29 protein-coding genes, 3 tRNA genes, 1 other RNA gene and 1 pseudogene are annotated in these 26,318 nt (G+C 65.9%); 11 read left to right on the forward strand and 23 right to left on the reverse strand.

Annotation, left to right across the window (positions count from 1 at the left end; translation table 11 throughout):
- Window positions 1–3: 3 nt before the first annotated feature.
- From M0G41_RS17395 to pcnB, 6 genes are all read right to left on the reverse strand, one after another.
- Window positions 4–297 carry a hypothetical protein gene (locus tag M0G41_RS17395; protein ID WP_248211386.1) on the reverse strand — a complete coding sequence of 98 codons (294 nt, stop codon included), beginning with the start codon at window positions 295–297 and terminating at the stop codon, window positions 4–6.
- A gap of 177 nt (window positions 298–474) precedes the next feature.
- On the reverse strand, window positions 475–1,995 hold the full coding sequence (pgi, locus tag M0G41_RS17400) for a glucose-6-phosphate isomerase (RefSeq protein WP_248211388.1): 1,521 nt from the start codon (window positions 1,993–1,995) through the stop codon (window positions 475–477).
- 270 nt (window positions 1,996–2,265) lie between these two features.
- Entirely contained in the window at window positions 2,266–3,141 is an 876-nt protein-coding gene (gene panC, locus M0G41_RS17405) for a pantoate--beta-alanine ligase (RefSeq protein WP_248211390.1), read from the reverse strand.
- Window positions 3,134–3,958, reverse strand: a complete 825-nt coding sequence (gene panB, locus M0G41_RS17410) for a 3-methyl-2-oxobutanoate hydroxymethyltransferase (RefSeq protein ID WP_248211391.1) — start codon at window positions 3,956–3,958, stop codon at window positions 3,134–3,136. Before panB ends, panC begins: the two co-directional genes overlap by 8 nt.
- A 24-nt stretch (window positions 3,959–3,982) precedes the next feature.
- Entirely contained in the window at window positions 3,983–4,462 is a 480-nt protein-coding gene (folK, locus tag M0G41_RS17415; RefSeq protein ID WP_248211392.1) for a 2-amino-4-hydroxy-6-hydroxymethyldihydropteridine diphosphokinase, read from the reverse strand.
- A 6-nt stretch (window positions 4,463–4,468) separates the two neighbouring features.
- Complete coding sequence (pcnB, locus tag M0G41_RS17420) at window positions 4,469–5,836, reverse strand: polynucleotide adenylyltransferase PcnB (RefSeq protein ID WP_425511274.1); 1,368 nt, start codon at window positions 5,834–5,836, stop codon at window positions 4,469–4,471.
- Window positions 5,837–5,900: 64 nt separating this feature from the next.
- Here pcnB and M0G41_RS17425 point away from each other — a divergent pair.
- Window positions 5,901–5,976, forward strand: a tRNA-Glu gene (locus M0G41_RS17425).
- A gap of 27 nt (window positions 5,977–6,003) precedes the next feature.
- Complete coding sequence (gene fdxA, locus M0G41_RS17430) at window positions 6,004–6,327, forward strand: ferredoxin FdxA (protein ID WP_248211393.1); 324 nt, start codon at window positions 6,004–6,006, stop codon at window positions 6,325–6,327.
- Between the two features lie 164 nt (window positions 6,328–6,491).
- Here fdxA and M0G41_RS17435 read toward each other — a convergent pair whose 3' ends face one another.
- Window positions 6,492–6,983 carry a hypothetical protein gene (locus tag M0G41_RS17435; RefSeq protein WP_248211394.1) on the reverse strand — a complete coding sequence of 164 codons (492 nt, stop codon included), beginning with the start codon at window positions 6,981–6,983 and terminating at the stop codon, window positions 6,492–6,494.
- 21 nt (window positions 6,984–7,004) lie between these two features.
- Window positions 7,005–7,883 carry a 4-hydroxy-tetrahydrodipicolinate synthase gene (gene dapA / locus M0G41_RS17440; RefSeq protein ID WP_248211395.1) on the reverse strand — a complete coding sequence of 293 codons (879 nt, stop codon included), beginning with the start codon at window positions 7,881–7,883 and terminating at the stop codon, window positions 7,005–7,007.
- Window positions 7,884–8,033: 150 nt separating this feature from the next.
- Between dapA and M0G41_RS17445 the strand changes: the two genes are divergently transcribed.
- Both M0G41_RS17445 and M0G41_RS17450 read left to right on the forward strand, forming a co-directional pair.
- Window positions 8,034–8,594 carry a glycine cleavage system transcriptional repressor gene (locus M0G41_RS17445; protein ID WP_248211398.1) on the forward strand — a complete coding sequence of 187 codons (561 nt, stop codon included), beginning with the start codon at window positions 8,034–8,036 and terminating at the stop codon, window positions 8,592–8,594.
- A 207-nt stretch (window positions 8,595–8,801) separates the two neighbouring features.
- A complete protein-coding gene (locus M0G41_RS17450; protein WP_248211439.1) occupies window positions 8,802–10,199 on the forward strand; it encodes a PhoH family protein in 1,398 nt (465 codons plus the stop codon).
- Between the two features lie 540 nt (window positions 10,200–10,739).
- Here M0G41_RS17450 and ffs read toward each other — a convergent pair.
- Window positions 10,740–10,836, reverse strand: an RNA gene (gene ffs, locus M0G41_RS17455) — signal recognition particle sRNA small type.
- A gap of 41 nt (window positions 10,837–10,877) precedes the next feature.
- Window positions 10,878–10,970 (reverse strand) — tRNA-Ser (locus tag M0G41_RS17460).
- Window positions 10,971–11,161: 191 nt separating this feature from the next.
- Here M0G41_RS17460 and dnaX point away from each other — a divergent pair.
- The 5 genes from dnaX to M0G41_RS17485 all read left to right on the forward strand — a co-directional run bounded on the left by dnaX (window position 11,162) and on the right by M0G41_RS17485 (window position 15,081).
- On the forward strand, window positions 11,162–12,943 hold the full coding sequence (dnaX, locus tag M0G41_RS17465) for a DNA polymerase III subunit gamma/tau (protein WP_248211399.1): 1,782 nt from the start codon (window positions 11,162–11,164) through the stop codon (window positions 12,941–12,943).
- Between the two features lie 28 nt (window positions 12,944–12,971).
- Window positions 12,972–13,292, forward strand: a complete 321-nt coding sequence (locus tag M0G41_RS17470; protein WP_248211400.1) for a YbaB/EbfC family nucleoid-associated protein — start codon at window positions 12,972–12,974, stop codon at window positions 13,290–13,292.
- 222 nt (window positions 13,293–13,514) lie between these two features.
- Window positions 13,515–14,117 (forward strand): recombination mediator RecR, encoded by a 603-nt coding sequence (recR, locus tag M0G41_RS17475; protein WP_248211401.1) that lies wholly within the window; start codon window positions 13,515–13,517, stop codon window positions 14,115–14,117.
- A gap of 29 nt (window positions 14,118–14,146) precedes the next feature.
- On the forward strand, window positions 14,147–14,491 hold the full coding sequence (locus tag M0G41_RS17480) for a histidine triad nucleotide-binding protein (protein WP_248211402.1): 345 nt from the start codon (window positions 14,147–14,149) through the stop codon (window positions 14,489–14,491).
- Complete coding sequence (locus tag M0G41_RS17485) at window positions 14,488–15,081, forward strand: GNAT family N-acetyltransferase (protein ID WP_425511276.1); 594 nt, start codon at window positions 14,488–14,490, stop codon at window positions 15,079–15,081. Before M0G41_RS17480 ends, M0G41_RS17485 begins: the two co-directional genes overlap by 4 nt.
- A 339-nt stretch (window positions 15,082–15,420) precedes the next feature.
- Here M0G41_RS17485 and M0G41_RS17490 read toward each other — a convergent pair whose 3' ends face one another.
- Genes M0G41_RS17490 through M0G41_RS17500 form a run of 3 tightly spaced genes read right to left on the reverse strand, consistent with a single transcriptional unit; the run spans window position 15,421 to window position 16,619 of the window.
- Entirely contained in the window at window positions 15,421–15,954 is a 534-nt protein-coding gene (locus M0G41_RS17490; protein ID WP_248211407.1) for a hypothetical protein, read from the reverse strand.
- Between the two features lie 37 nt (window positions 15,955–15,991).
- Window positions 15,992–16,450: a hemerythrin domain-containing protein gene (locus M0G41_RS17495; RefSeq protein WP_248211410.1), complete on the reverse strand. Its 459-nt coding sequence runs from the start codon at window positions 16,448–16,450 to the stop codon at window positions 15,992–15,994.
- Window positions 16,451–16,478: 28 nt separating this feature from the next.
- Window positions 16,479–16,619, reverse strand: a complete 141-nt coding sequence (locus M0G41_RS17500) for an entericidin A/B family lipoprotein (RefSeq protein WP_425511275.1) — start codon at window positions 16,617–16,619, stop codon at window positions 16,479–16,481.
- A gap of 342 nt (window positions 16,620–16,961) precedes the next feature.
- On the opposite strand from M0G41_RS17500, the gene M0G41_RS17505 reads away from it, so the two are divergent.
- On the forward strand, window positions 16,962–17,555 hold the full coding sequence (locus M0G41_RS17505) for an OmpA family protein (RefSeq protein WP_248211411.1): 594 nt from the start codon (window positions 16,962–16,964) through the stop codon (window positions 17,553–17,555).
- Window positions 17,556–18,051: 496 nt separating this feature from the next.
- Here the strand turns inward: M0G41_RS17505 and M0G41_RS17510 are convergent, their stop codons facing one another.
- The 9 genes and pseudogenes from M0G41_RS17510 to M0G41_RS17550 form a co-directional block, all read right to left on the reverse strand.
- Window positions 18,052–18,504 (reverse strand): helix-turn-helix transcriptional regulator, encoded by a 453-nt coding sequence (locus M0G41_RS17510; protein WP_248211414.1) that lies wholly within the window; start codon window positions 18,502–18,504, stop codon window positions 18,052–18,054.
- Between the two features lie 512 nt (window positions 18,505–19,016).
- Window positions 19,017–19,092: transfer RNA gene (locus tag M0G41_RS17515), tRNA-Thr, on the reverse strand.
- Between the two features lie 437 nt (window positions 19,093–19,529).
- Window positions 19,530–19,892, reverse strand: coding sequence for a hypothetical protein (locus tag M0G41_RS17520; protein ID WP_248211416.1), 363 nt, complete (start codon window positions 19,890–19,892; stop codon window positions 19,530–19,532).
- Window positions 19,893–20,444: 552 nt separating this feature from the next.
- Window positions 20,445–21,083, reverse strand: a pseudogene (locus tag M0G41_RS17525) (class I SAM-dependent methyltransferase); the annotation flags it as partial.
- A 368-nt stretch (window positions 21,084–21,451) separates the two neighbouring features.
- Window positions 21,452–21,811 carry a hypothetical protein gene (locus tag M0G41_RS17530; RefSeq protein WP_248211419.1) on the reverse strand — a complete coding sequence of 120 codons (360 nt, stop codon included), beginning with the start codon at window positions 21,809–21,811 and terminating at the stop codon, window positions 21,452–21,454.
- A 125-nt stretch (window positions 21,812–21,936) separates the two neighbouring features.
- Window positions 21,937–22,302 carry a hypothetical protein gene (locus M0G41_RS17535; protein WP_248211422.1) on the reverse strand — a complete coding sequence of 122 codons (366 nt, stop codon included), beginning with the start codon at window positions 22,300–22,302 and terminating at the stop codon, window positions 21,937–21,939.
- Between the two features lie 117 nt (window positions 22,303–22,419).
- Window positions 22,420–22,932 (reverse strand): DUF6438 domain-containing protein, encoded by a 513-nt coding sequence (locus M0G41_RS17540; protein ID WP_248211423.1) that lies wholly within the window; start codon window positions 22,930–22,932, stop codon window positions 22,420–22,422.
- Between the two features lie 88 nt (window positions 22,933–23,020).
- Complete coding sequence (locus M0G41_RS17545; protein ID WP_248211426.1) at window positions 23,021–23,464, reverse strand: hypothetical protein; 444 nt, start codon at window positions 23,462–23,464, stop codon at window positions 23,021–23,023.
- A 115-nt stretch (window positions 23,465–23,579) separates the two neighbouring features.
- On the reverse strand, window positions 23,580–24,020 hold the full coding sequence (locus tag M0G41_RS17550) for a hypothetical protein (protein ID WP_248211428.1): 441 nt from the start codon (window positions 24,018–24,020) through the stop codon (window positions 23,580–23,582).
- A 187-nt stretch (window positions 24,021–24,207) separates the two neighbouring features.
- Between M0G41_RS17550 and M0G41_RS17555 the strand changes: the two genes are divergently transcribed.
- Window positions 24,208–25,266 (forward strand): IS110 family RNA-guided transposase, encoded by a 1,059-nt coding sequence (locus M0G41_RS17555; protein ID WP_248211431.1) that lies wholly within the window; start codon window positions 24,208–24,210, stop codon window positions 25,264–25,266.
- A 295-nt stretch (window positions 25,267–25,561) separates the two neighbouring features.
- Here the strand turns inward: M0G41_RS17555 and M0G41_RS17560 are convergent, their stop codons facing one another.
- On the reverse strand, window positions 25,562–26,047 hold the full coding sequence (locus M0G41_RS17560) for a hypothetical protein (RefSeq protein WP_248211432.1): 486 nt from the start codon (window positions 26,045–26,047) through the stop codon (window positions 25,562–25,564).
- Window positions 26,048–26,318: the final 271 nt, after the last annotated feature.

Here is a 26,318-nt window from a genome sequence, read left to right on the forward strand (position 1 = left end):
GGTTCAGGCGTGATGGTTCTGACGCAGGACCACGGTGACCAGGCGACCGCTCTCGTCACGGCGCTGCTCAAGGACCAGGCCCGCTTCCTTGATCGCCTTCTTGAACTCCTGGCTCACGCGGAACTCGGAGGTCAGGTAGTAGTGGTTGTTGGACTTGGCGCCCAGCATCAGCAGCACTTCGGCCTTCTTCATGCCGGTGGCGTCGACGATCTCGTCGAGTGTCAGGACGTCGCCCTGGGCGAACGCGGGCAGACTGGCCATCGCGAACAGCGCGCCGAACAGGATTTTCTTTTTCATGACCTTCTCCAGGAATGCGGTGGCGTGTCGGGACGAAGGTCCCGCTGGCGGTCGTTCCGCCTGCAGCGCAAGCATGGCCGCGCTGCAGGGACAGACTCCCGCAAATGCCCACCTCGCGCCGCGTGACAATGGGGGGCGCAATTTCCTGTCGGGTCAGGGTTGATTCAGCGTCGGGGCTCAGCCCCTCGCGACGCGATGAAACTCCTGGATAAGGGCGGCACTGACCGGATCCGAGACCCTGGCCTCCGGGTTGGCAACTGCCGGGGCCAAGGTGCGGGCGGTCTGCTTGCCGAGCTCGACGCCCCACTGGTCGAACGCATTGATTCCCCACATCGCCGATTGCAGGAACACCGAATGCTCGTGCAGGGCGATCAGGGCACCGAGGCTGCGCGGTGTCAGCGCATCGAGCAGGATGACCGTGCTCGGCCGGCTGCCGCGGTACTGTCGGTGCGGATCGACATGGTCGACGCCATTGGCCAGCGCCTCACTCTGCGCCAGCAGGTTGGCCATCAGCATGCGGTGCATGGCCTCGTACCCGTGGTCGGGGCGGGCCACCCCGACGAACTCCGCGGGCACCGTGTCGGTGCCCTGGTGCAGCGCCTGGAAGAAGCTGTGCTGGCAGTCGGTGCCGCTGCCGCCCCAGAGTACCGGCACCGTCGAGCAGGCCACCGAGGCCGAGCCATCGGCCAGCACGGACTTGCCGAGGCTTTCCATGACCAGCTGCTGCAGATAGTTCGGCAGCAGTCGCAGGCGCTGGTCGTAGGGCAGTACCGCCTGCGAGGCGTAACCCAGCGCATTGCGGTTCCAGATCGCCACCAGGGCGTGGCGCAGGGCGAGATTGTCGCGCTCGGCGGCCGAGGCGACATGGGCGTCCATCTCTGCGGCGCCGGCCAGTAGTTCGGCGAAGCGGTCGCCGCCGAGCGCGGCGACCAGGGCGAATCCCACCGCTGACCAGAGCGAGTAGCGCCCGCCGACCCAGTCCCATAGCGGCAGGATGTTGTCGGCGTCGACGCCGAAGGCGCGCGCCTTATCGACATTGGCGGTGGCCGCGACCAGGCTCCCGCGCCCGCCCAGCCACTCGCGGACCACCTCGCCGTTGAGCAGGGTCTCCTCCGTGCCGAAGCTCTTCGACACCAGAAGCACCGCGGTGCGCGCAGGGTCAAGGCGCGGCAGCAGGTCCTGCAGGGTATGGCCGTCGGGCGAGCTGAGGAAATGCACGTTCATCCGCCGCTGGGCGCCGAGCGCGTCGTAGACCAGCCGCGGGCCGAGGTCGGAACCGCCGATGCCGATATTGAGGATGTCGGTAATGCCCTGCCCGGCCAGGGCGTCGGCCATGGCTATCGAGCGACCGAGGGTTTTCCGGGCCTCGGCATGGGCAGCTTCCGCGTTCGTTCCCTTCCCCAGCGCCGAACGCAGGGCGGTGTGCAGGGCAGGACGCGACTCCGAGGTATTCACCGGCTCGCCGTCGAGCTGCCGGCGCAGCTGGCCCAGCAGGCCACGGGCCCCGGCCAGCCGGAACAGGGTGTCCCAGGCGGCACCGTCCAGTCGCTGGCGGGCGAAGGAGGCAAACAGGGGGCCGCAGCGCAGGGCGTCGCGCTGCGCACGCTCCGGATCGGCGGCCAACAGGCGGGGCAGCGGGGTATCGATCAGGCGCGCGGCCTCGGGGGCCAGAGTATTCAGCCAGTCCTGGGTCTGCATGGGGCTCCGGTTCGGCTCGGGCGCTCGCTGCGCGGGGGATCCGGAGTATAGCCACGCCATGCTGCGTCGCCGCAGGGAGGCAGAACGCGTCGATCAGGCAAAAAAAACCCCGGGATGAGACCCGGGGATGAATCGGAGTGACGATTACCAAACAATGCGCCCTGCTGCCGCCGGGGTCGCGCGTTGCGCGGGGGCTCCGGAGGCAGAGCTAGATTAGCCGAGCTGTATGCGCTTTGCAACACCTCTGTGGCTTTTTTCAACAATCGGCCATCAATCGCCCAGCTCGGACATCGCGATATTGTCAATAAGCCTTGTGGATCCGAGCCTTACAGCACCCAGCGCGACCAGGTCCGGGTGTTGCGGCCACGCAACATCGAGGCTGTCCAGGCGCGATTCGCGGCGCAGGACAAGGTAGTCGACCTCGAATCCGCCCTCGCGCAGACGTTGGCCACCCAGGGCTTCGGCCTCGGCCACGGAGCGGCCGTCACGGACCGCCTTGAGGGCCGCGCGAAGCGCCACGTTCAGACCCGCCGCCCGGGCGCGCTGGTCGGCGTCCAGGTACTGGTTGCGCGAGCTGAGCGCCAGGCCGTCGGGCTCGCGCCGGGTCGGGGCGCCGATGATCTCCACCGGAAAGGCCAGATCGGCAACCAGGTGCCGGATCAGCTGCAGCTGCTGCAGGTCCTTGCGGCCAAAGATGGCGACGTCCGGCTGGACCAGGTTGAGCAGGCGGGCCACCACGGTGGCCACTCCCGAGAAGTGCCCCGGACGGTGGGCGCCGCAGAGCACATCGGCCAGATCCGGCACCTCGATCCGCACGCTGTGGCCGATGCCCAGGGGGTAGAGCGTGTCCACCTCGGGCAGGAAGAGCAGGTCGCAGCCGGCGGCGGCCAGGCCCTCGGCATCCTGCGCCGGGGTGCGCGGATAGCGGGCGAAGTCCTCGTTGGGACCGAACTGGGTCGGATTGACGAAGATGCTGGCGACGACGCGGTCGGCGTTCCGGCGGGCGATCTCGACCAGGCCGTAGTGGCCGGCGTGCAGGTTGCCCATGGTGGGCACGAAGGCGATGCGCTGTCCGGCGCCGCGCCATGCGGCGACCTCGGCACGCAGGCCGGCGGCATCGGACACCTGCTTCAGGGGGCTAGGCAAAGCTGTGCTCCGCGTCGGGGAAGCTGCCGTCACGCACCGCGGCGACATAGGCGCGCACCGCGCCCTCGACCGAGCCGCCCTCCTGCAGGAAATCGCGGACGAAGCGCGGGCGGCGGCCGGGGGTGACTCCGAGCACGTCGTGCAGGACCAGCACCTGGCCGTCGCAGCCGGGGCCGGCGCCGATGCCGATGGTCGGGATGGCCAGCTCGGCGGTGATCTCGGCGGCCAGCGGCGAAGGCACGCATTCCAGCACCAGCAGCTCGGCGCCTGCGTCCTGCACGGCGCGGGCCTGTTCGCGCAGGGCCTCGGCCGCCGAAGCCTCGCGGCCCTGCAGGCGGAATCCGCCGAACTTGTGCACCGACTGCGGAGTCAGCCCGAGGTGGGCACAGACCGGAATGTCGCGCTCGACCAGATAGCGGATGGCGTCCAGCACGTGGCCGGCCCCCTCCAGCTTGACCATCGCCGCATTGCCCTCGGCCTGGAGGCGCACCGCGGCATCCAGCGCCCGCTCGCGGCTGGCCGCGGTCTGGAACGGCATGTCGGCCACCAGCAGCGGACGCCGCGCGCCACGCGAGACGGCCGCACAGTGATAGACCATGTCGTCGACGCTGACACCCAGGGTGTGGCGGTGCCCCTGCACGACCATGCCCAGCGAGTCGCCGACCAGGATCAGCTCGACGCCGCCGCTCTCCAGGCGCGCCGCGAAACTGGCGTCATAGCAGGTGAGCATCGACAGCTTCTCGCCGCGCGCCTTGCGCTGACGCAGCGAGGGCACGGTCACGGGCGACTCGGTCTCTCCGGGGCGGGCGTTATACATGGCAGGCTTCGCGGGGTGAGCTCGCTAGGGTAGCGGCTGCACATTGGAGCAATCCACCTTTTTTGCCAGCGCCTCGATCCGCCCCAGCCCGGGCAGCTCCAGAGTGGGCGCCAGATCGCGCCAGGGGCAGAGCACGAAGGCGCGCTCGGCGATGCGCGGATGCGGCAGCTCGAGGCGGTCGCCGGCGCGCGACTCGCCCTCCATGTGCAGCAGGTCGAGATCGATGCGCCGCGGGCCCCAGCGCTCGCGGCGCTCGCGGCCCATCCGGCGCTCGATCGACAGCAGCGCTTCGAGCAGGGGCTCGGGAGCAAGCCTGGCGTCAAACTCGGCCACCGCATTGACGAAGTCCGGCTGGGCCACCGGCCCCCAGGGGGGAGCGCGGTAGAACGGCGAACTGCGCAACGCAAAAACCCCCTCAAGCGCAGCAATATGTTCAAGCGCCTCGCGCAGGCGCGCGGGCGGGTCGTCGAGATTGCTGCCCAGGCCCACCCAGGCCAGCGCCATCGTCGATCAGCCGCCGGAAGCGGCCGTGCGCTTGCGGCGGCGCCGGCGCGGCTTGCGCGGGCCATCGCCCGAGGGCGCGCCCGAGGCATCGAGCACCACATCGCGCTGCTCGCCCTGCATCGACTCCCAGAAGGCCAGCTCATCGGCCAGCTGCGGCACGATCGAGGCGCGCAGCTCGAGGAAGTCGTAGGCGGCGCGGAAACGCGGATGGGCCAGCAGGCGCATCACCCGCTTGCGCTGGCGATGCTGCATGCGGGTCTGCATGAACCAGATCTCCTCCATCTGCTGGCTGAAGCGCCGCGGGATGGCGATGTGCTGGCACTGGCGCAGGATGGCGCGATCGGCAGCGCGCTGCTCGGCGACGGCCAGGGCGTGGCCTTCAGCGATCATCGCCTGCACGCCCGCCGCATACACCGGCCAGAGCAGCGCCGCGAACAGATAGGCCGGCGTCACCGGCTTGCCTTCGGCGACCCGCTGGTCGGTGTTGGCCATCGCCCGCTCCAGCATCTGCTGGCACAGGCCGCTGGTATCCGAGGTCAGCGCGGCATGCACATCCGGCATGATCACCGCGAGCAGGCCGAGGCGCTGCAGTGCGGCGAGGCTGGCCTGGCCGTGGCCGCTCAGGAACAGCTTCTGCGACTCATCGAAGAGGCGCGCGTTCGAGGCCTCGCCGAGCAGGTGTCCGAGGCTGCGGATCGGCGCCTCCGAGCCCGGCTCGATGCTGAAGTCGAGCTTGGCCGACAGGCGCGCGGCGCGCAGCATGCGCACCGGATCCTCGCGATAGCGGGTCTCGGGGTCGCCGATCAGGCGCAGCACCCGGTCGCGGCAGTCCTCGAAACCACCGACGAAATCGCGGACCGAGAAGTCCTCGATGGTGTAGTAGAGCGCGTTACAGGTGAAGTCGCGGCGGACCGCGTCATCCTCGATGCTGCCGTAGACATTGTCACGCAGGATGCGACCGCTCTCGCTTACGTGCTCGGAGTCCTCCTCGGGGTCGCCGGCCGCGTTGGCGCGGAAGGTGGCGACCTCGATGATCTCCGGCCCGAACATCACGTGGGCAAGGCGGAAGCGGCGGCCGATGAGCCGGCAGTTGCGGAACAGCTGACGACACTGCTCGGGCGTGGCATCGGTGGCGACGTCAAAGTCCTTGGGCTCGCGCCCGATCAGCAGGTCGCGCACCGCGCCCCCGACCAGGTAGCCGGAGAAGCCGGCTTCTCGCAGTCGATAAAGCACGCGCAGCGCATTCGCACTGATGTGCTTGCGCGAAATCGAGTGCTGGTCGCGGGCGAAACTGCGCGGCTCGACGGCCGCTGCTGGCATTGAATTCTGGGTCACGGGCTGGTCCGGATGGACGGGACGGCAAATAACCGTCATTTCGGCGTTGCGCCTTTCAGATCAGCCCGCTATCCTATCGCCTCTGCTTCGCGCAGATCAACGCGCTCCCTTCGTCTAGCGGCCTAGGACATCGCCCTCTCACGGCGAGAACAGGGGTTCGAACCCCCTAGGGAGCGCCACTTCTTTCCCCAGGACTGCCTTCCTAGATGCCCTTCGTCGTCACCGAGAACTGCATCAAGTGCAAGTACACCGACTGCGTGGAAGTCTGCCCGGTCGACTGCTTCCACGAAGGCCCGAACTTCCTGGTGATCGATCCGGACGAGTGCATCGACTGCACCCTCTGCGAGCCGGAATGTCCGGCCAATGCGATCTTTCCCGAGGACGACGTTCCCGCGGGCCAGGAAGGCTTCGTCGCGCTGAACGCCGAGCTGTCGCGCGACTGGCCGGTGATCACCACGCGCAAGGAGCCGGCCGCAGACGCCGCCGACTGGGACGGCAAGCCGGGCAAGCTGCCCCTGCTCGAACGCTGAGTTGCCGCGAGCGGCCGCCGAAGCCGGCACGCCGCGTCGAACCCATGGTGGAACGAAGGCCGCGACGGCATGCCTGTCGCGGCCCTTTCTATTGCCTGCCCGCAGCCGTCATCACGACTCGGGCAGCGCGCGTCCGGCGCCGGTGCGCCGGACGCAGGGGCTGATCAGCCCAGACGCTGCCGCAGCAGGCCGAGCAGCTTGCCGGCCGGGCCGGTATTGATCACGGCGCCGTTGGCCCCGACCGCCTCGATGCGGGTGCTGCCGCCGGACTCGACCACGCGGACCAGGAAGTCCTCGCCTTCGAAGCGGACGTTGTAGGCCCCGAGGGCCTGGGCGCTGCCGGTCACCTCGACGCCCTCCAGACGCTCGAGCGCGAGGCCGAGGCGGCGCAGCGCGCTGTCACGGCTGTCGGCCACGGTGAAGGCCGCCGACGGCGCCACCGGGGCGCGCGGAGCGACGCCCGAGGGCTCGGGGATCGACAGGGTCGGGTCCTGCGGCGGGGTGTCGAGGTCGGGCGGGATGGCCAGCGGCCGGCTCTCGGGGGCCAGCTCGTAGCCGGACTTGCCGCGGAACCAGCTGCAGCCGGCAACGCTGGCCACCAGGCAGGCAAGGACCGCAAGGCGCAGGCCGGACTTCACAACGGGATACATCGACATCACAGCATTCTCCAGAAGAAATCAGTGTGCCCCGCCGCGGGCGGAGCGTTCCGCCGCGGCGATGCGCGGCAGCAAGGCCTCGAGTGCGGCCCGGTGCGGTGAGGATAGCTCGACCAGGGGCGCACGCAGGCGATTCTCGACCAGGCCGAGGCCGGAGACGACCGCCTTGATCGGGATCGGGTTGGGCTCGACGCCGCTGAAATCGATCAGCGCCCTGAGTTCGGGGGCGACGCTGCGGCGCTCCAGCGCGCTGCGCATCAGCCGCGGCAGCGCATTGGACACCACCGAGATCAGGCCGTCGGCCCCTTGCTCCATGGCCTCGACGGCGGTCGGATCATCGCCGCTCAGCACCGCGAAACCCTCGCGACGCAGCGCGCAGACCGCGCGGATACGCTCGGCATCGGACACCGCCTCCTTGATGCCGATGACGCCGGGAACCTCGCGCAGGCGCTCGACGGTCGCCGGCTGCATGTCACATCCGGTGCGCCCGGGCACGTTGTAGAGAACCACCGGAAGCCCGCCCTCCCCGGCCACCGCGCGGAAATGCTCGAACAGCCCGTGCTGCGTGGGCCGCACGTAGGGCGGCGTCACCACAAGGGCCGCATCAGCCCCGGCCGCCGCGGCACGCCGGGTCTGTTCGATGGTCGCGCGGGTGGCGGAAAGTCCGGTGCCGGCCAACAGCGGCACCCGGCCGCCGAGGCGCTCGCGGGCAAAGCGGATCAGCCGCTCGTACTCGTCGCCTTCCAGCATCGCGGCCTCGCCGGTGCTGCCCGCCACCACGAGTCCCTGGATGCCTCCGGCGAGCTGGTCGTCGAGCAGGCGGCCGAATGCGTTCCAATCCAGCCCGCCGTCGGCGTCGAACGGCGTGACCAGCGCGGTGATGCATCCGGCAAGCTGCAAGGCGAAGGACCCGGGAGGCTGAAAAAGGAAGGGGGCGATGTTACTTGCGGCCTGTCAGCAGCGGCAAGTATTCTGCGACGGACGTTGGGCGGAGTTCATTCGCCCGGCACGGCGCGTGGACGCGCCCTACAGAACCGACGGTACGCTCCTTTGACCGATTCCGCGCAACGCCCCAATACCAACGAAAACTACCTGCTGATAAGCGCGTTCGCTACCCATCCGGATTCGCCCCTGCTCAACATCTCCCGGCGCATCGCGGATGCCGGCTGCAACCTCGTCGACGCACGGCTGAACACGGTTGGCCGGGATGTTTCGGTGCTGGCGCTGGCGATGGGCTCCTGGGATGCGGTCGCCAAGCTGGAGTCGGCCCTCTCTCGCGTCGAGCGTGAGGAGGGCGCGCGCCTGGTGTTCTACCGTACCGGCGCCAAGCCGCTGCAAAGCAATCTGTTGCCCTACATCGTCGAGGTGGTGGCGGCAGACAAGCCGGGCATCCTGTTCCAGCTGGCCGACTTCTTCGACCGCCAGGGCATCACCATCGAGAACCTTCACAGCTCGCGCTACCGGGCCATGCAGACCGGCGCCGACATGTTCTCGGCGCAGATCACCATCGGCATCCCTTCGAACATGCACATCGCCGCCCTGCGCGACGACTTCCTCGAATTCTGCGACCATCTGAACCTCGACGCGATCATGGATCCGATGAAGTTCTGAACATGGGGACACGGCGAACCCGCCCGCAGCACCCCCCCACCTCCGCGGCCTGTCTGAACGCGGCCGCAGGAACTGTCGCCGCGCCGCCCGGGCCGCACCGCCGGAGCCCGGCCCGCGCATGAGACTCCCCGCCCGATTCCTCTCCCCGGCAGTGCCCTCGCGCTGCCGGCCGTTGTCCCCTGCCCCAAGGAGTGCGCCCCGCCCATGATGACGCGCAGCAAGCGGACCTACGTGCTGGATACCAACGTGCTGATGCACGACCCGACCGCGCTGTTCAAGTTCGAAGAGCACGACGTGTTCCTGCCGATGATGGTCCTGGAAGAACTCGATGCCGCCAAGAAGGGCCACTCCGAGGCCAGCCGCAACGCCCGCCAGGTCAGCCGCTTCATCAATGAGCTGATCGAGGCCCACGGCGACGCGAAGATCGAGGAAGGGCTCAAGCTCAACCGGCCACAGGGGCTGCAGCTCAAGGCCGGCAAGGACATCGGCCGGCTGCTCTTCCAGACCACCCCGGTGGCCCAGGGGCAGCGCTTCGGCACGGTGCTGCCCGACAACCAGATCCTCGGCGCCATCCTCGCCCTGCGCGAAACCCAGCCCGCCGAATCCGTCGTGCTGGTGTCCAAGGACATCAACCTACGGATCAAGGCCTCGATCTGCGGCGTGAACGCCGAGGATTACGAGAACGACCGCGCCCTCGACGACTTCTCCCTGCTCTACACCGGCGCCACCGAGCTGGGCGAGGACTTCTGGGACCGACATGAGAGCGACCTGCGCTCCTGGACCGAGCGCGGCCATACATACTACGAACTGACCCGCGGCGAGGGCGAGGCCTGGCATCCGAACCAGTTCCTCTACTTCCGCGGCGAGGACGAGATCGAACTGCAGGTGGTGAAACTCGATGGCGAGCGCGTCGTGCTGCGCATCGTCGACGATTTCCGCCACAACCAGCACGCGGTCTGGGGCGTGACCGCGCGCAACCGCGAACAGAACTTCGCGATCAACGCGCTGATGAACCCCGACATCGATTTCGTCACCCTGCTCGGCACGGCGGGCACCGGCAAGACCCTGCTGGCGCTGGCCGCCGGCATGGCCCAGACCATGGACCAGCAGCGCTACCGCGAGATCATCATGACCCGGGCCACGGTCTCGGTCGGCGAGGACATCGGCTTCCTGCCCGGCACCGAGGAAGAAAAGATGACCCCGTGGATGGGCGCGCTGACCGACAACCTCGAGGTGCTCACCCACAATCAGGAAGGTGGCGCCTGGGGCCGCCAGGCCACCAATGACCTGCTTGCCTCGCGGATCAAGATCCGGGCGATGAACTTCATGCGCGGACGCACCTTCCTCAACCGTTGGGTGATCATCGACGAGGCGCAGAATCTGACGCCGAAGCAGATGAAGACCCTGCTGACCCGTGCGGGCCCCGGCACCAAGATGGTCTGCCTTGGCAACGTCGAGCAGATCGACACGCCCTATCTCACCGAGACCACCTCGGGCCTGACCTATGCGGTCGACCGCTTCAAGCAGTGGGGACACTCGGCCCACGTCACCCTGCGCCGCGGCGAGCGCTCGCGCCTGGCCGATTTCGCCTCCGAAGCGCTCTGATCGCATCCAGCGCCGCCCGTCCGCGGGCGGCGCTGTGGGCCGGGACCAGGCCGGCATGGATCGCGGTTGGCGGCACCGGGAGCGCCCTTCGGAACCCATCGCCGTATCCGTACGCCGATGCGAGAACCGGCCGCGAGGTTCGCATGGGCCAGGATCCCTCGGACGAGGAAGCTTCTTTGTGGGAGCGCCCTTGGGCGCGACCGCGGAGTTCCGCTCTGGCCACGGCCTGTGGTGAATCCGTAGCGCCGCGGTCGCGCCCAGGGGCGCTCCCACAGTCGGGTCTCGTTGAAGGGCGAGAATGCGGTCGAAGGGGCGGGATGTAGACGCGCTAGAGCAGTCCTTCCGCAAAACCCGAGTGTAGGAGCCAGCTTGCTGGCGATAGGCGCCCCGGATGGGACGGATCGCCAGCAAGCCGGCTACATCCAACGGCATTGCAAGGTCCGGATCGCGCCCGTAGTTTGCTCTGACGCACGAAACGCGCGCGCTCGCGACATCTTCGGCGCGGCACCAAACAATCTGAACGTCCGAAATGGGTGACGGCCCCGCCGACGTATCTCCGGCGCCCGAATCAGTCGATACCGTTGCTCCCTTCCGGGCCTGGCGGGGTTTTCAACCTATCGTCGCGGAGGCGCCAACGGGGCCGCCATGGAAGCGTCGGGATGTTGGAGGGGACAGCGGTGGCGGAGAGGGAGGGATTCGAACCCTCGGTACGGTTTGAGGCCGTACACACACTTTCCAGGCGTGCTCCTTAAACCACTCGGACACCTCTCCGCAGATCGGTACCGCCGGCTCGCTGCCCGCCGTGACGGGCGCATCCCGCAGCCCGGCACAGGCAAGCCGCGAAGGATACCGGCAGCCGGGGGCGGCGACAAGGCGGGGCGCGTTCAGATTGCCACCCAACTTGGTCTGCCCCGGCGCGAAGGGCACAATGCGGATCCCCTCGCCGCAGCCGATGGCAGCCGATGTCCTACCTTGTCCTCGCCCGAAAGTGGCGGCCGAAACGCTTCTCCGAACTGGTCGGGCAAGAGCACGTCGTCCGCGCGCTGAGCCATGCGCTGGACAGCGGTCGGGTCCACCACGCCTTCCTGTTCACCGGCACCCGCGGGGTCGGCAAGACCACCATCGCGCGGATCTTCGCCAAGAGCCTGAACTGCGAGACTGGCGTCGGCGCCGAGCCCTGCGGCGAGTGCGCGGTGTGCACCGCGGTCGATGCCGGCCGCTTCGTCGACCTGATCGAGATCGATGCCGCCAGCAATACCGGCGTCGATGACGTCCGCGAGGTGATCGAGAACGCCCAGTACCTGCCGACCCGCGGACGCTACAAGGTCTATCTGGTCGACGAGGTGCACATGCTCTCGCGCAACGCCTTCAACGCCCTGTTGAAGACGCTGGAGGAGCCGCCGGAGCATGTGAAGTTCCTGCTCGCCACCACCGACCCGCAGAAGCTGCCGGTCACCGTGCTCTCGCGCTGCCTGCAGTTCAACCTCAAGCGCCTGAGCGAGGAGCAGATCAGCGCGCAGATCGAGCGCATCCTCGCTGCCGAGGGCATCGGCTTCGACGGCAAGTCGATCCAGCTGCTGGCCCGCGGCGCCGACGGCAGCCTGCGTGACGGGCTGTCGCTGCTCGACCAGGCGATTGCCTACGGCTCGGGCACGCTGCGCGGCGAGGATGTCGCCGCCATGCTCGGCAGCGTCGAAGCCGCCGACATAGCGCCCCTGCTTGGCGCCCTCGTGGCCGGCGACGGCGCCGCCCTGCACGCCGCCATTGTCCATCTGTCCGGCTACTCACCGGACTACGGCCGCCTGCTCGAGGCGGTCGCTTCGGCCCTGCACCGCGCCCAGCTTCGCCAGCTCATCCCGGCCGCGGCCCATGCCGACGACGACGAAGCCATCCACGCGGCCGCCGCGCTCGCCCCCGAGCAGGTCCAGCTCTGGTACCAGATGGCCGTGCAGGGGCGCCGCGAGATCGAGCTCGCGCCCAGCCCGCGGATCGGCTTCGAGATGGTCATGCTGCGCATGCTTGCCTTCCAGGGTCTGGCCGAGGCCGCCCCGGGCGGCACGCCAGGCAGCGAAGGCGGCGCCCGCGGCGAGGGCAGCGGAGGCGGTCGTGCCGCAGCCGCCGAAGCCATCGCCAAACTCGGCGCGCCAACAACGCCGCCCGCTGCAGTCGCCGCGCCGCCCCCGGCCGCGCCCGCCGCTGAGCCGCGCAGCATGCCGTCCCCCGTCCGTGCGACCCCGACGTCGCGCGCACCGTCGCCGCCATCGATGTCGGCGCCGATCGAGGCGCCCCGCGCCGCTGCAGCAGCATCGGCTCCGGAGCCCGCTGCGCCCGCCGCCCAGGCCGACCGCCGAATCGTCCTCGACAACGAGGACTGGCTCGCCCTGCTGTCCGGCATCAGCCTCGGCGGCCCCGCCGGCCAGCTCGCGGCGCATGCACAGTTCCTCGGCGACGATGGCGATGTGCTGCGCCTGGGCCTGCCCGAGGTTCACGAGCACCTGAAGTCGCCGCCCCTGCTCGACCGCTTCTGCAATGCCCTGGCCGACGCCCTCGGTGGCGTGCCAAAGCTGGCCTTTGGTGCACCCCGCGAGGCCCGCGAGACGCTCAGCCAGCGCCACAGCCGCGAGCGCGACGCCCGCCAGCTGCGTGCCGAGGCCGAGTTCGCCGCCGACCCCCATGTCCAGCGGCTGGTCACCGAGTACGGCGCTCGCATCGTGCCCGACTCGATCCGCCCGCTGGATGTCTGAACCCCACACCACGAACACGGAGACACCCATGAAGGGACCGCTTGGCAACCTGATGCAGCAAGCGCAGCGCATGCAGGAAAACCTCAAGAAGGCACAGGAAGAGCTGGCGAATCTGGAGGTCACCGGCCAGTCCGGCGGCGGCATGGTCCAGGTCACCCTGACCGGCCGCATGGAGTGCCGCAAGGTGCGCATCGAGCCCTCCGCCCTTGACGACGCCGAGATGCTCGAGGACCTCGTCGCCGCCGCCTTCAACGACGCCGTCAACAAGGCCAACGAAGCCTCCCAGGCACGCATGTCCGAAGCCACCGCCGGCATGCCGCTGCCCCCGGGGATGAAGTTGCCTTTCTGAGGGCCTAGAGACTAGGGCTCAGGGCTCAGGGCTCAGGAGAGCGGGGGGCGGTGCGCTTCTTCGCTTCTGGTCTCCCGACGCCCGACTCCCAGTTCCCCGCGCCCCACCCGAGCGAAGCGAACCCCGCCCGCTCAATGCCCGACCTGAGCCCTGGGCTCTGAGCCCTGAGCCCTGCTCTCAAACCCTGAGCCCTAGCCCCTAGTCCCTGAGCCCTGCTCTGAAATGACCCAAGTCCCGCTCCTCGACCAGCTGATCGACGCCCTGCGCTGCCTGCCCGGGGTAGGGCAGAAGACCGCGCAGCGGATGGCCCTGCAGGTGCTGGAGCGCAATCGCGAGGGCGGGCGGCGGCTGGCGCGGGTGCTCGGTGAGGCGGTGGAGCGCATCGGCCACTGCGGCCGCTGCCGCACGCTGACCGAGGATCCGGAATGCGCGATCTGCCGCAGCGGACAACGCGACGACGCCCTGCTCTGCGTGGTCGAGACGCCCTCCGACCTTGCTGCGATCGAGACGGCGACCGGCTACCGTGGGCGCTACTTCGTCATGCACGGCCGACTCTCGCCGCTGGACGGACTGGGCCCGCGCGAGTTGGGCCTCGACGAGCTCGCCCGGCGCCTCGATGCCGGCGAGGTCCGCGAGATGATCATCGCCACCAATCCCACCGTCGAGGGCGAGGCCACTGCCCACTATCTGGCCCAGCTGGCCCGCGGCCGCGGCATCCGGCCGTCGCGTCTGGCCCACGGCGTGCCGCTCGGCGGCGAACTGGAATACATCGACCGCGGCACCCTCGCCCATGCCTTCGGCATGCGCAGCGAGATCACCGACTGAACGCATTGTTCCCGCAGGAGGGCAACACCATGGCAGAAACCCTGTTCAGCAAAATCATCCGCCGCGAGATTCCCGCCGACATCGTCTTCGAGGACGATCACGTGCTGGGCTTCCGCGACATCAACCCACAAGCGCCGCTGCACGTGCTGTTCATCCCCAAGCAGCCGGTCGCCACGCTCAACGACCTCGAGCCCGGCCACGCCGAACTGGTCGGCCGCCTGGTGCTCGCCGCCGCCGCCTTCGCCCGCAAGGAAGGCTATGCCGAGAGCGGCTACCGCACGGTGTTCAACTGCAACGAGGACGCCGGCCAGAGCGTGTTCCACATCCATCTGCACCTGCTCGCCGGACGCAAGCTGAGCTGGCCCCCGGGCTGAGCGCGGTGCTGCGCTTCAGCCTGCACCGCGGCAACGAAGCCGCGCCCCATCTCGACGCCATCGCTGCGCTGCGCTGCGAAGTCTTTGCCGACTGGCCCTACCTGTACGAGGGCGATGTCGACTACGAGCGCCGCTACCTCGCCCGCTACCTGGACTGCCCGCGGGCACTCTGCGTGCTGGCCCGCGAGGGCGACGAGATCGTTGGCGTCTCCACCGGCGTGCCCCTCCTCGACGACAACGCCGGCTTCCAGCGTCCCTTCATCGAGCGCGGCATCGATCCGGCGCGGGTCTTCTACTGCGGCGAATCGGTCCTGCGGCGCGCCTTCCGCGGCCAGGGCGCCGGCCACGCCTTCTTCGACCATCGCGAGGCCGAGGCGCAGGGTCTTGGACTGCCGATCACCGCCTTCTGCGCCGTCGACCGCGACCCCGACGATCCGCGCCGCCCGCCCGATCATCGCGGCAACGATGTGTTCTGGACCCGACGCGGCTACCGGCGTCAGCCCGGCATGCACTGCGAACTCGACTGGCCCGAACCCGGCCGCGGCGACTGCACCCACCGCCTGACCTTCTGGCTCCGCGGAACGCCCTGACCCCACCCATAGGGTGCGCCTTGGGCGCACCGTACGTACCCCAAAAGATCCCGAGCCGGTGCGTCAAGACGCACCGGATGCAGCGTCTGCATCAGGCACGCGCCAGCCGCCCCGCAGGTGCTACTCGCACGTCGATCCGCTGCGCCAAACACCTGGCATAGGGTGCGCCTTGGGCGCACCGTACGTACCCCAAAAGACCCCGAGCCGGTGCGTCAAGACGCACCCTATGGACACCCGGGCCACGAACCCGCCGCGGCGCCCAGAAAAGAAGCGCCCCCGGAGGACCGGCAGGTAGCCGACCATCCGGGGGCGAGGGCCCGCTGGGCGAGGACTGGGGGATTAGTCCTTGTAGTTCTTGGCGATCTGCTCGGCCTTCTCCAGCTCGGCCTCGGCGCGCGCCTTCATCGACTCATAGGTGGTCTCGGCCTTGTCCTTGCACAGGTTGCGCTGCGACAGGGTGTCGAGGGCATCACACTGCTCCTTGGCCACCTCGTAGTTGCCCTCGGCCTTGGCCATGGCCAGGTCATAGGCCGCCTTGGCGTTGCGCTCCAGCGCATCACCGCTGGCTTCGTCGAGGTTCTCCTGGGCGTCGGCCTTGGCCTCGGCCACCTCCTCGCCATCCGAGTCGGGGTCGATCATCGCCTCGGTGATGTCGTGGGTGCCTTCGGCAGCCGCCTTGCGCATCTCCTCATCGCTCTTGGCCACGGCCTTGCTCAGGTCGCGGCGCGCTTCGGAGACGTCCTCGGCACGCTCGCGCGAGGCCTCGGCCACGTCCTCGGCGGTTTCCCGCGGGGACTCGGCACAGGCGCTGAGGCCAAGGGCCATGGTCAGTGCAAGCGACAGGGCGGTTAGGGTGGGGCGCTTCTGGTTCATCGTCGTTCTCCTTGTGGGGTTGGGGGCTTGGATACGCTTAGTCATGCGCCGCATCGGCGCGGGCATCCTTCATGGCTGCGGTGTAATCGGTGGCGAGGCGGCGCTTCTGGGCTTCCGTCAGGGCCTTGCCGGCCAGCTGGAAAACCTCGTGTTCCTCCTCCTCGAGGTGATGTTCGACCCGTTCGAAGAGATGCCGCGCCCGCTTCAGCCAGCCGCCATTCGCCATATCCATCGATTCGAGCTCGTCGACCAGCTCATCGATCTCATGGTGCTCGGCAATGCTGTGGCGGGCCTTCTCCTGGGTCAGGTCGCTGTCGATCAGCGGCACGTAGAAGTGCCGCTCCTCGGCTGCGGCGTGGTGGGCCAGCTCCGACTTCAGCGCGTCGAAAAGGCTTCTTCTTTCTTCGCTATCCCCTTCCGTCTGCGCCAGCTGTTCGATCAGCCGGCGCTGACGGTCGTGGTCCTCGCGAAGCGCCTCGAAGATGGTCTCGCTCATCGAACTCCTCCGTTCGCTGGACAGGGGATCAATCGCCGCGGGCTTCTTCCTGGATCTCTTCGCCAGCGCGCTCGATGTCCTTGCCGGCGCCATGGATGGTGTTGCAGGCCGACAGGGCAAACATGGCCAGGGCGGCCGCCAGAACTCGGAACAGGATCTTGGTACGCATGGGTGGCACTCCTGAGTGGGGTTGGGTGTGGACGTACCCGGTCAGAGCAGCTTGCGTGCCAACCCCGCCCACCCTTTCCAATCAGAGACTTGCATCGCCATTCCGGGCGCCCGTCAGGCAATCTGCAAAACCGCTTTTCGTCGCCCCTTGCGCATTGCAATACGCGGGCCTGCAACACATGGCTTCACCGACGCACCGGGCGCGGACCGGCACTGGCAAGCAGGCAATCTGAACGGCGTTTTTGCGTGCCCGAGGCCAAAGCGTTACGGTTTCTAAGGCAACATCCCGCAGCCCACGCTGCCCAGGCGCCATGACAAGACGCCAAGCGAAAAGGAGAACGCCATGCGACCCAGCATGACCCACGCCACCCTAGCCACCGCCTGCGCCCTCGCACTCGGCGCCTGCACCAGCTACGTGAAGAAAGAGGACTTCGACCGCACGCTCGGCGAGCTGCGCAGCGAACACGCCGCCTTGAAGTCCCAGGTGGATGCCAACCGCAGCGCGATCGAGAGCCTGCGCCAGTCCATGGAGAAGCGCCTCGCCGATCACGATGCCAAGCTGACCGAGCTGACCGGACGCCTGCATGTCGACATGAACGTCCACTTCGCCTACGACGACGCCACCCTGCGCGAGGTCGACAAGCCCGCGCTCGACAGCTTCGCCAAGGTGATTCGCGAGCATCATCCGCAGGCTTCGGTCACCGTCGAAGGCTTCACCGATGCGGCTGGCGATCCCACCTACAACAAGCAGCTGGGCCAACGTCGTGCCGAAGCCGTCAAGGATCATCTGCTCGCCGCGGGTCTCGCCGCCGACAAACTTCGCGCGGTCAGCTATGGCGAAGCCAAGGACCGGCAGCTCAGCCCGGGCGCCTGGGGCGACGGCGGACTGGCCAATCGGCGCGTCACCCTTGTGGTCGACCTGCCCCCGGCGAGCTGATCCCGGCCTGGCACCCAACGGGCTGGCTTGCGCGCGGCCGCGGCCTTTCTCCCCGGCCGCGGTCTGCGGCAGCCCCGCGGCGCTATGCTCGCGGGCAAGCCCACTCCCACCGGCAGTCTAAGTCGGAACGGGGCGCAGGATTGGAAGGGGGACGCAGGTGCCCGCACTGTGGGCACCTTCCGGCCGCTCCCCGCGCCCTAGCGCATGCAAACAGGGTGCGCCTCGAGTGGGAATACCCAGGCCGAGCCGTTTTCCCGCGTCTTTGGAGCAGGCGCCTTCGAGAACTCTGCGCCTCGCAGAAACTCCCAACTGTGGGAGCGCCCTTGGGCGCGACCGCAGCCTGGCTTGCTACCGCTGACTTCGGCCAGAGCGAATCCCTACCGTCGCGGCCATCTGCGCGCGCACACAGGGCCCGCCCATCCAGATCAGACGCGCGGCCCCACTAACCGAGCGAAACAATCGGTTCAGCCGCTCTGAACCACCACGCAGGGGATCCTCAGGCAGCGCCCTGCTGCAGCTTGATCTGCTCCAGCGCAGCGCGCAGGTTGCGCTTGCCAGACTCTTTCAGGCGGGCCAACGCGACGATGGTGTCGTCCGAAGGACGTACCGCGCCGTTCTCCCAGTTGTAGATCGACTGCGCCGACACGCCCAGCAGCAGGGCCAGATCCGGCGCCGACAGCCCGGACTTCTCGCGGAAGCCCTTCAGCCGCTTGGCTGAGAAACGACGCGGCTTGTCGTCCTCATCCACCTTCTGCACCGCTTCCACCACCGGCGTCGCCTGTTCGGCGCGCTTGCTCACCCGCTCCATATCGGAGAGCTGCTTGCGCAGGGCCGACACTTCCTTGCGCAGGCGCGTGACCTGCCCGCGCAGGGGCTCGACCAGGCTGTTCGCCTCGCGGCGGGCAAGGCGGCTGATCTCGGACTTGAGCAGTGATGCAAGATTGGGCATATGCGGTTCCTGGTGAAGGCACCGGCCAGCCGATCCGGTAAGCCGGGACCAGCCACAAAACGGCGCTCGGGCGAGATTCGAGCCCGAGAATAGGCACAGCCCGCGATGCGGACCATCGGGGGGTTCCCCACAAGCCACCGTTTGCGCGCCATGGGCGAAACCGCCTCGACGACCTCTGCCGTCGCTTTGATCCAACTAGGCTTGCAAGGGGTCGACCAATGCGGGGGTGCACGCTCGGCACCGGAGCAGACCGGCGCCCTGGCATCCAGAACAATCATTGACTTGCGTGCTCACTTTCACCGGCGCCCACGCTTCATGGGCCCGGCGACGCGTTCCGCTGCAGCATGTTTGCTTGGGAGAAGCCAGCGAACGAAATCGGCCACACCCGGCGCGAGGCTTCACAGCTCGGTGGATGGCCCCGCCAGAACCAGGCCTAGCGGCAGAGCCGTAATGGCCAGACCCGGCCGGGCACTCCCGCAAAAGAAAACAGGCGCCAACGCGCCTGTCTGACCTGGTGCCGATGAGAGGAGTCGAACCTCCGACCTACTGATTACGAATCAGTTGCTCTACCAACTGAGCTACATCGGCGTGAACCAGAAAGTGTAGGCCCGGCAGGAGCTTGGGTCAATCCTGCCCTCGCCCGCCCCCACCAGGAAGCCGCCCAGCGTCCCACCGCAGGCCTCGCCGCCACCCCGTGACGTTGACATGCCACCCGCTCGCCAACCCAGGGCCGCCCCAAGCAGAGCTCCGAGGCATTCGGCGAACATGCATCGGATCGCCCTACCCGCAACCTTCCCGCTTGAAGGCACGGAGGAGCCCGACGGACTCGATCAGCAGATGCCGCGCTCGGAGAGCGCGCCGCAGACCCCACGCAGGCCACGCGCCACCTCACTTCATGCAAGCCGAGTTGAAGGAAGAACGCTTGGCACAACCCCCGCCTCGGCGACGAGGCAGCCCGTCATGCCTACAGGACCACAGCGGTCCCTGCCGGTCCAACCCAAACGTTGAGCCACCGATCCTCCGCCCTACCCGGACACGGAGACGTGCACCACACCGCCAGACTCCACGGTGAAGCGGATGGTCCTGAACCATTGCTCCTCGACGGCGTAGTCGAACCCTCCGACCAGCTCGACGCCATCTCCCAACACCAGCCGGTAACGCGCCTCGCCCGACGCTTCCTGGGCCGAGAAGTAGACCCGACTGCTCGCCGCGGGCTCGACCGGCCCGATCGAGACGCGGCTGCTCGGCAGCACAAGCACAAGCTCTTCCACAGCAACATCGGAATGATTGAGCACTTCCACCTTGGCGCTGGCGAAGTGGTAAACACAGAGCGACAGCGCCGCCGCACCCAGCAAGACAGCAGCAGCCCACAACAGCCTCATCTGCATCGACTCGACTCCCTGAGTGTTCGCATCCGTGTCTGGGCAGTCAGGGGCAACAGGCGCGCGATGCACTGCCCTCTCCCGCTTCGGCCCTTCTCCCACCAGGTAAACATCCCAACCTCGTCTATTCAGCGACGCCCAAACCGCGAACGCCCCCCGAAACGCCGGGTCTGCCAGGCAATGCCTCAGGCTATCAGAGCGACGGCCACGCTCCATAACCGACCGTCAAAGCTGCGCCCAGTAGTGCCGCACCCCGCTGCACCCGGCCGCAAAATCGCGACACTGCTCCTTCGTCAGGCACTTCCCTGCAGCGATCTCATCGACCGCCCGGTTCACCGAGGTGCAGAGATCCTCATCAAGCGCGTCCGACTTCTTCGCCACAAACCGTCCCTACCGAGCGTGAGTGCAGTAACGGGGACAATGCCGAGCTCGCTCCAGCCGCGCACTGGCGGGCTTCGCGGAATCGAGAACAGAAACGTTCAAAGCGCCGCGCCGCCCGCAATCGCTAGCCACGGCAGATTCACGCAATCCATTCAGTCTCCTCGCGAACGCTTGAACTCAGCCACCTCGCGAGTGGCGGTCGTATGGAACGACCTGTTCGCCACATCGGGCGTGGTCCGGCCCTGTCCTCGCTCGAATGTGAAGGAAGTAAGCGACGACCTGCGCATCTTGAATCTTGGGGCACTCGCGCACCGCCTCGTCAGTCGGCCGCGGCTCGGCTACCTCCTCGATCGAGAACCCTGATGCGATCAGCAGGTTTACCCACTGGCTCAAGGTTCGTCTGAACCGAGGGATCCTGAACTTGGGCAGGGCTGCTTTCAGGCTGGCCGGCGCTGCCTTGAAGATCCACTCATCCACCTCGCCATCTGAATTCTCGAAGTAACCGCCCACTTCGATCGCGTAGGTCTGGCCATCGGCGCCACGGAGGTTTCGGCGATGCGCAGTGTCGAAACAAGGGTGGGCAATAGAAAACTGAAGGAACGCGCCCGGCTTCAGCACGCGCCGCACCTCCCCAAGTACCCGTGCTGTTTCTGGAATGTCCATCAAGCTCATCATTCCAGTCGCGAAGTCGAACGTATTCTCGGCGAACGGCAACTCGACCGCGCTCGCAACGCGGTAGTCGATTCCGAGGGGATCGTTGGCCTCGGCCTCCAGCGCGAATGCAATGAACTCCTTGGCAATATCAATGGCCGTGACGCGGGCGCCCTCCTTACGCTAGCAGTCTGGTGTTGTGACCATCGCCACATCCGATATCAAGCCCCGAAAGCCCTGCTACGGAGGGCAGCATGTGAAAGAAGGCAGGAGTGTTGAGGTGGTCGCGATAGATGTCGAAGCCGGCCCTCGCCAACGATGTCCATGCATCCGCATTGTCACTCCAGAACCGGCCGACTTCTTCATGGTCCATCCCGGCAACCCTCGTTTAGGCGCGCGAACGACGCGCTGGACGGCCGCCGGGCGACAACGTTTCAATCAACATCGATCCAAGGAATCCATACACGCATACCAAAATGCCGAGCCCAGCCAGCAGCGCTTCAGCAGTGCCCGCTCGAAACCTCGGCGCCGTCTCACCGCGCTCGATCAGCACGCAAAACGACGTTACACGCAGCCAAATCGCTTTCGCTATCTGCCTTCATGGCACATTCGAAATCGGCACGTGAAATGATGTCGAAACGCGCACAATCGCTTTGGGCTTGCGCGTTGAGCGTCGCAACCACATCAGGATCGAGACCAGAAAGCCCATTCTGCTTTTCCAGAAACTGAACGCACTCCGCTACCGTAACTTGAGCACCCTGACCACCCTGATCCGACCCGCCACCGCTACCCCCACACCCCCCCAACACCAAGAGAAACCCCGGAACTGCAACCATAAGAGGAGAAATCCTCATACCCCACGCCCCCAAAAGTTTGTTGACAAGTGAAATCACGGCCGATGCTATCACTCGCCGCGCCAGGCGACGAAGCGGACATCTTACGACGTATTGCGCGGCCCGGAGCCGAAAGCTGACGGCTCATTCGTAGCATCTCCTCGCCGGTCAGCTCAAATACGTACTCAGGCAGCGCCGCGATCAGCAGGATCGCTGCCTTTGGTGAACTCGTCGAAAACGAAAAAGGCTGCGATGGCAGCAGGCAACAATGTTAGGAGCCCCATTCCCGCGCTTCCTGCGATGAACAGTGCGATAGCCGAAACTACCAGCGCGATCAACCCTGACGCAGCCCCGACCACCCTGGTCTTCGAAAGAACGAGCAGCCCCCCGCCAGAAAACTGAATAACACCAAGTATTGATACGGCTATTGGGCTCAGCCCCAAATGCGCAAGAAACTCGAGCTCCTGCGGCATTTGCAAGATCTTCGGAATCCCAGCGGCGAGGTTCAAAAGCACGAGTAGTACAAGAAGTACAGCCTTGAAGATTCGCATGCGACTCGGATCTCGTTGTTGTCTTTAGCATCTTAACGCCGCGTTAAGCGGCCGATGGTCGGAAAAGTATCAGGAAACATCGAAAGGTCTGCTCGAATACGTAGTTAGACCGCAAACCTAGCGAGATCGGCCCAATAAGGGCTCGACCTCAGTGACTCTGTCAACTAATGAGGCAAGATTGGACAGCTTGTCTGAAACACCCGGAAGCGTACAGCCATAATACAGAGAGACCACCTTGGTTTGACTATCGCCGAAAGTGACGTAGAACGTTAAAGACGATTGGTCAGACCAGACTTCCTTGCAGCCGTGCTCTTCCGAGTAGTACTGCGGCTTCATTCGAACAAGCTTGATTCTTCGGATTTCGGCTTCAATCTCTTCGAACGCTGTTGGCGAGAGCTTCAAGTCAACACTCCCTCGCTTCTTCGCTACCTCAAGCCCGACGTAAGTGCCTGAGCCATCGCTGTTGATAGAGACGACGTAATGTGGGCATGTACCCCAGAAGCAAGTGAACTGCTCCATCACGATGGAGGTGATGGGAAGCTTAGATGCGGCCCGCGCGTTGAATTGGGGCTCACTGGCCGACGCACAGGAGCCAAGGATGAAGGGTGTCAGGACCAAGAGTCGTTTCATTGCGGACTAACGCCGCGTTGAGCGGCCTGCGGCCGACAGTGATTGGTTCATTCGAAGTAGCTCCCCGCAGGTCCGCTCTAACGCACAGTTATGCCACATCTCCGAGCGACTTCACATCAGATAACCTTGGGTCACCGAGCCAAATCGCGTCGACAATTGAGAACACTTTAGAAGCGAGCGCCGTGCCAACGACTTCAGACCTGTCGAAGGCCTTCTCGCACAGTGCTAGATAGTTGGCATAGCGTCCCTCGGCATCGACCACCATGAAACCACCTTGCCCCGAATCAGGGCGGTAGAGTAGCGACACCAAGAACCGATCAGCAGGACCAAACCCTTCACCCCATTGACCTATCACGAGGTCCAAGTTGGGGAAATGATTCGGTGAACCGACTGTCCATTGAATGTAGTAGACCGCAGCTGTGGCCTGACCATCGAGAACTTCGCCCCAGAGCTTTCGAGATTCGGCACCGCAGCAATCGCAGAACGACTCTGAGCTACCCGAAACTTCAACTGACAGCGCCGCTTCGATCATGGGGCATAACGCCGCGTTAAGCGGCAGCTGGCCGAAAGCGTATCAGTAAACATCAAAGCCTCTCCCAGCTGGTCTGCTCGAATACGTAGTTAGCTTTCACTGCGCGAGCACACCTCTAATCGGCCTTTTCAGAAGCTTGCAGACGTTCCCGAATCTCTGTCAATGCAGAAGCGAAGTAGGCAGCTGTCATTTCGAGCCGCTCTAGCTGTTGAATAATTGTTTCAGCCTCTGGTTCTCGATGGAACATGCTTTCATACTCATCGCTCAGGGAAAAGGCTAGCGTTGGGAATGTTTCGCGCATGATCTTTCTGAGGATCACCGCGCCTGCCTCACGGTTCTTCACTTTGAACGAGACGTCGAATGCACCGGACCCATAGCTTCTCCCATCATACTTGCCAATTCGTGACTTCTTGGCCAGTGCGACAATCTCATCAAGGATGTCATAGGGCCCCTTTCCACCTAGAGCGCTCTTGTCATCCTCAATCTCCAGCCAAAGCGTGCCCTCATTCTCCGCCAATTTGCGTTTAGAGGACCGATCCTTCTTTCGAGACGCCATAACCTCTCCAAGTGAAAGCTAACGCCGCGTTAAGCGGCCGCGGCACGACCACGTATCAGGAAAGATCAAAGCATCTCTCCGGTCCGCTTGAATGTTGGAATGGACTCCCCCCGAGCCACTCGGCTTCGTTGAGCCACACTGAGGTTTCGGCCATCAGTCACGGTCACGGTCACGGGAGGAGTCCGATATGAATGCTACTACTGTCGCCATCGATCTTGCCAAGGACGTGTTCGAACTGGCTTTCGCCGACTCGGATGCGCGAATCGTCCAGCGCAAGCGCCTGTCGCGGGCCCGGCTCGCTGCGGAGTTCCACAACCGACCGCCGATGACCGTGGTGATGGAGGCCTGCAGCAGCTCGCATTACTGGGCGAGGCGCCTGGCCGCCATGGGGCATCGGCCGCTGCTGCTGCCTGCCCAGCACGCCAAGCCCTTCGTCCGCGGCAACAAGACCGATCGCTCTGACGTCGCCGGCCTGCTGACCGCCTTCACCGTGGGTGACATTCGGCCCGTTCCGATCAAGACCGCAGAACAACAGGGCATCCAGGGCCTGCATCGCATCCGCGAGCACCACAAGCACCAGCGCACGGCATCGATCAATATCCTTCGTGGACTGCTGCGCGAGTTCGGCCTGGTGATCGCGGCCGGTTCCCACAAGGTCCGCTCGGCGGCCCTGGCCGCCCTGGAGGACGGCGAAAACGACCTGCCCATGGCCCTGCGCCACGCGCTCTACGAACTGCTGCAGCAGATCGACACCCACTCAGCCGCCATGGCCCGCGTCGAGGGCGCGCTCGCCGAGTTCGCCGCGCGCGACGTACGCAGCCAGCGCTACCAGACCGCGACCGGCGTGGGCCTGATCACCGCCACCGCGCTCAGCGCCGGACAGGGCGAGTTGGATCGCTTTCCCAGCGGTCGGCACTTCGCATCGAGTCTGGGCCTGACGCCCAGGGAGTTCTCCTCGGGCAACAGCCGTCGGCTGGGCAAGCTCACCCGCCGAGGTGACGTCTATCTCAGACAGCTGCTGATCCACGGCGCGCGATCGCTGCTGCAGTCTGCAGCGATACGTCGTAGGCATGGGAAGGAACTGGACAGACTATCGGCCTGGGCCATCCAGCTCAGCGACCGCGTCGGTCACAGCAAGGCCGCCTGCGCCGTGGCCAACAAGCTGGCACGCAGGCTATGGGCCGCCGAGCACCACCGCGCGTCCTTTGACCCCAACCACGTCAGCCAGCGTCCTGCGGCGCACTGACCCCAGCCGAAATCACTTCACGCAACAAGACGTTTCGCTTCACCGGTTGCACCGAGCTTCGAGTTCATGGCAGCGGTTCGGTACCCGGGGCGGCAAGGCCGGTAACTATGCTGAGCAGCACACCGCTCGATTGAACGTTTGGCCCCGCCCCGCGTACTCCATGATGGCCAGGATCAAGACGATCCACCCAAAGGCCGAATACACGATTGCAGCCGATCCGGTCTGCTATTGAACTACGAGCGCTTGGGGCTAGTTGACGGGGGAATCCATACACGGATAGTTAGATTCAGCTTGGCTAGGGAACCACGAACCACTTGCCGCCTACTCTAGAAAATATGCTGGGAATCAAAAGGTCTTCACCTCCATCGAATGTGCGGGAAACCACCTCGCGAAGCTCCTTCACTCCCTCAGCAGAACTGGCGTCGCAGAATGCCAACATGTCGTTTGCGGGAACTGCAACCGCATAACCGTTCGGAAAGCGGTCACGAAGCATTTCATCCCAAAGCCTATCAAGGAGAACAAAGCTAGCTTCGAAGTCTCCCCCCATAAAAGCGCCAACTATTGCCCCCCTCGGTTCGAACTGAAGATTACCGTGGGCATGCAAGCCGAGGTCATTCACACTCATCTCGCGCAACTGGACTTCCGAAACTCCCAATTCCGCTGCATCCTCGACCGAAACAAACGAGAACCCGTTGGGGTCGTTCCAAACGTACACGACAGTAAGACCGAACCATTCACCCTGAATGGGTGGGTTGTCGGGATCTAGGTCGTAGTCAGCCAAACGCTCTGCGGTCAATAGGTATGGAAGTATTGATGTTCTTTCAGTCACGCCACAGTTTCCAATAGATGAATCTAACGCCGCGTTAAGCGGCCGCGGCGCGACAACGCTTCAGGAAACATCGAAACCTCTCCGCGGCCCGCTTGAATGTTGGAATGGACTCCCCCCGAGCCACTCGGCTTCGTTGAGCCACACTGAGGTTTCGGCCATCAGTCACGGTCACGGGAGGAGTCCGATATGAATGCTACTACTGTCGCCATCGATCTTGCCAAGG

It is taken from the genome of Pseudomarimonas salicorniae, assembly GCF_023156535.1.
GTDB lineage: Bacteria > Pseudomonadota > Gammaproteobacteria > Xanthomonadales > Xanthomonadaceae > Pseudomarimonas > Pseudomarimonas salicorniae.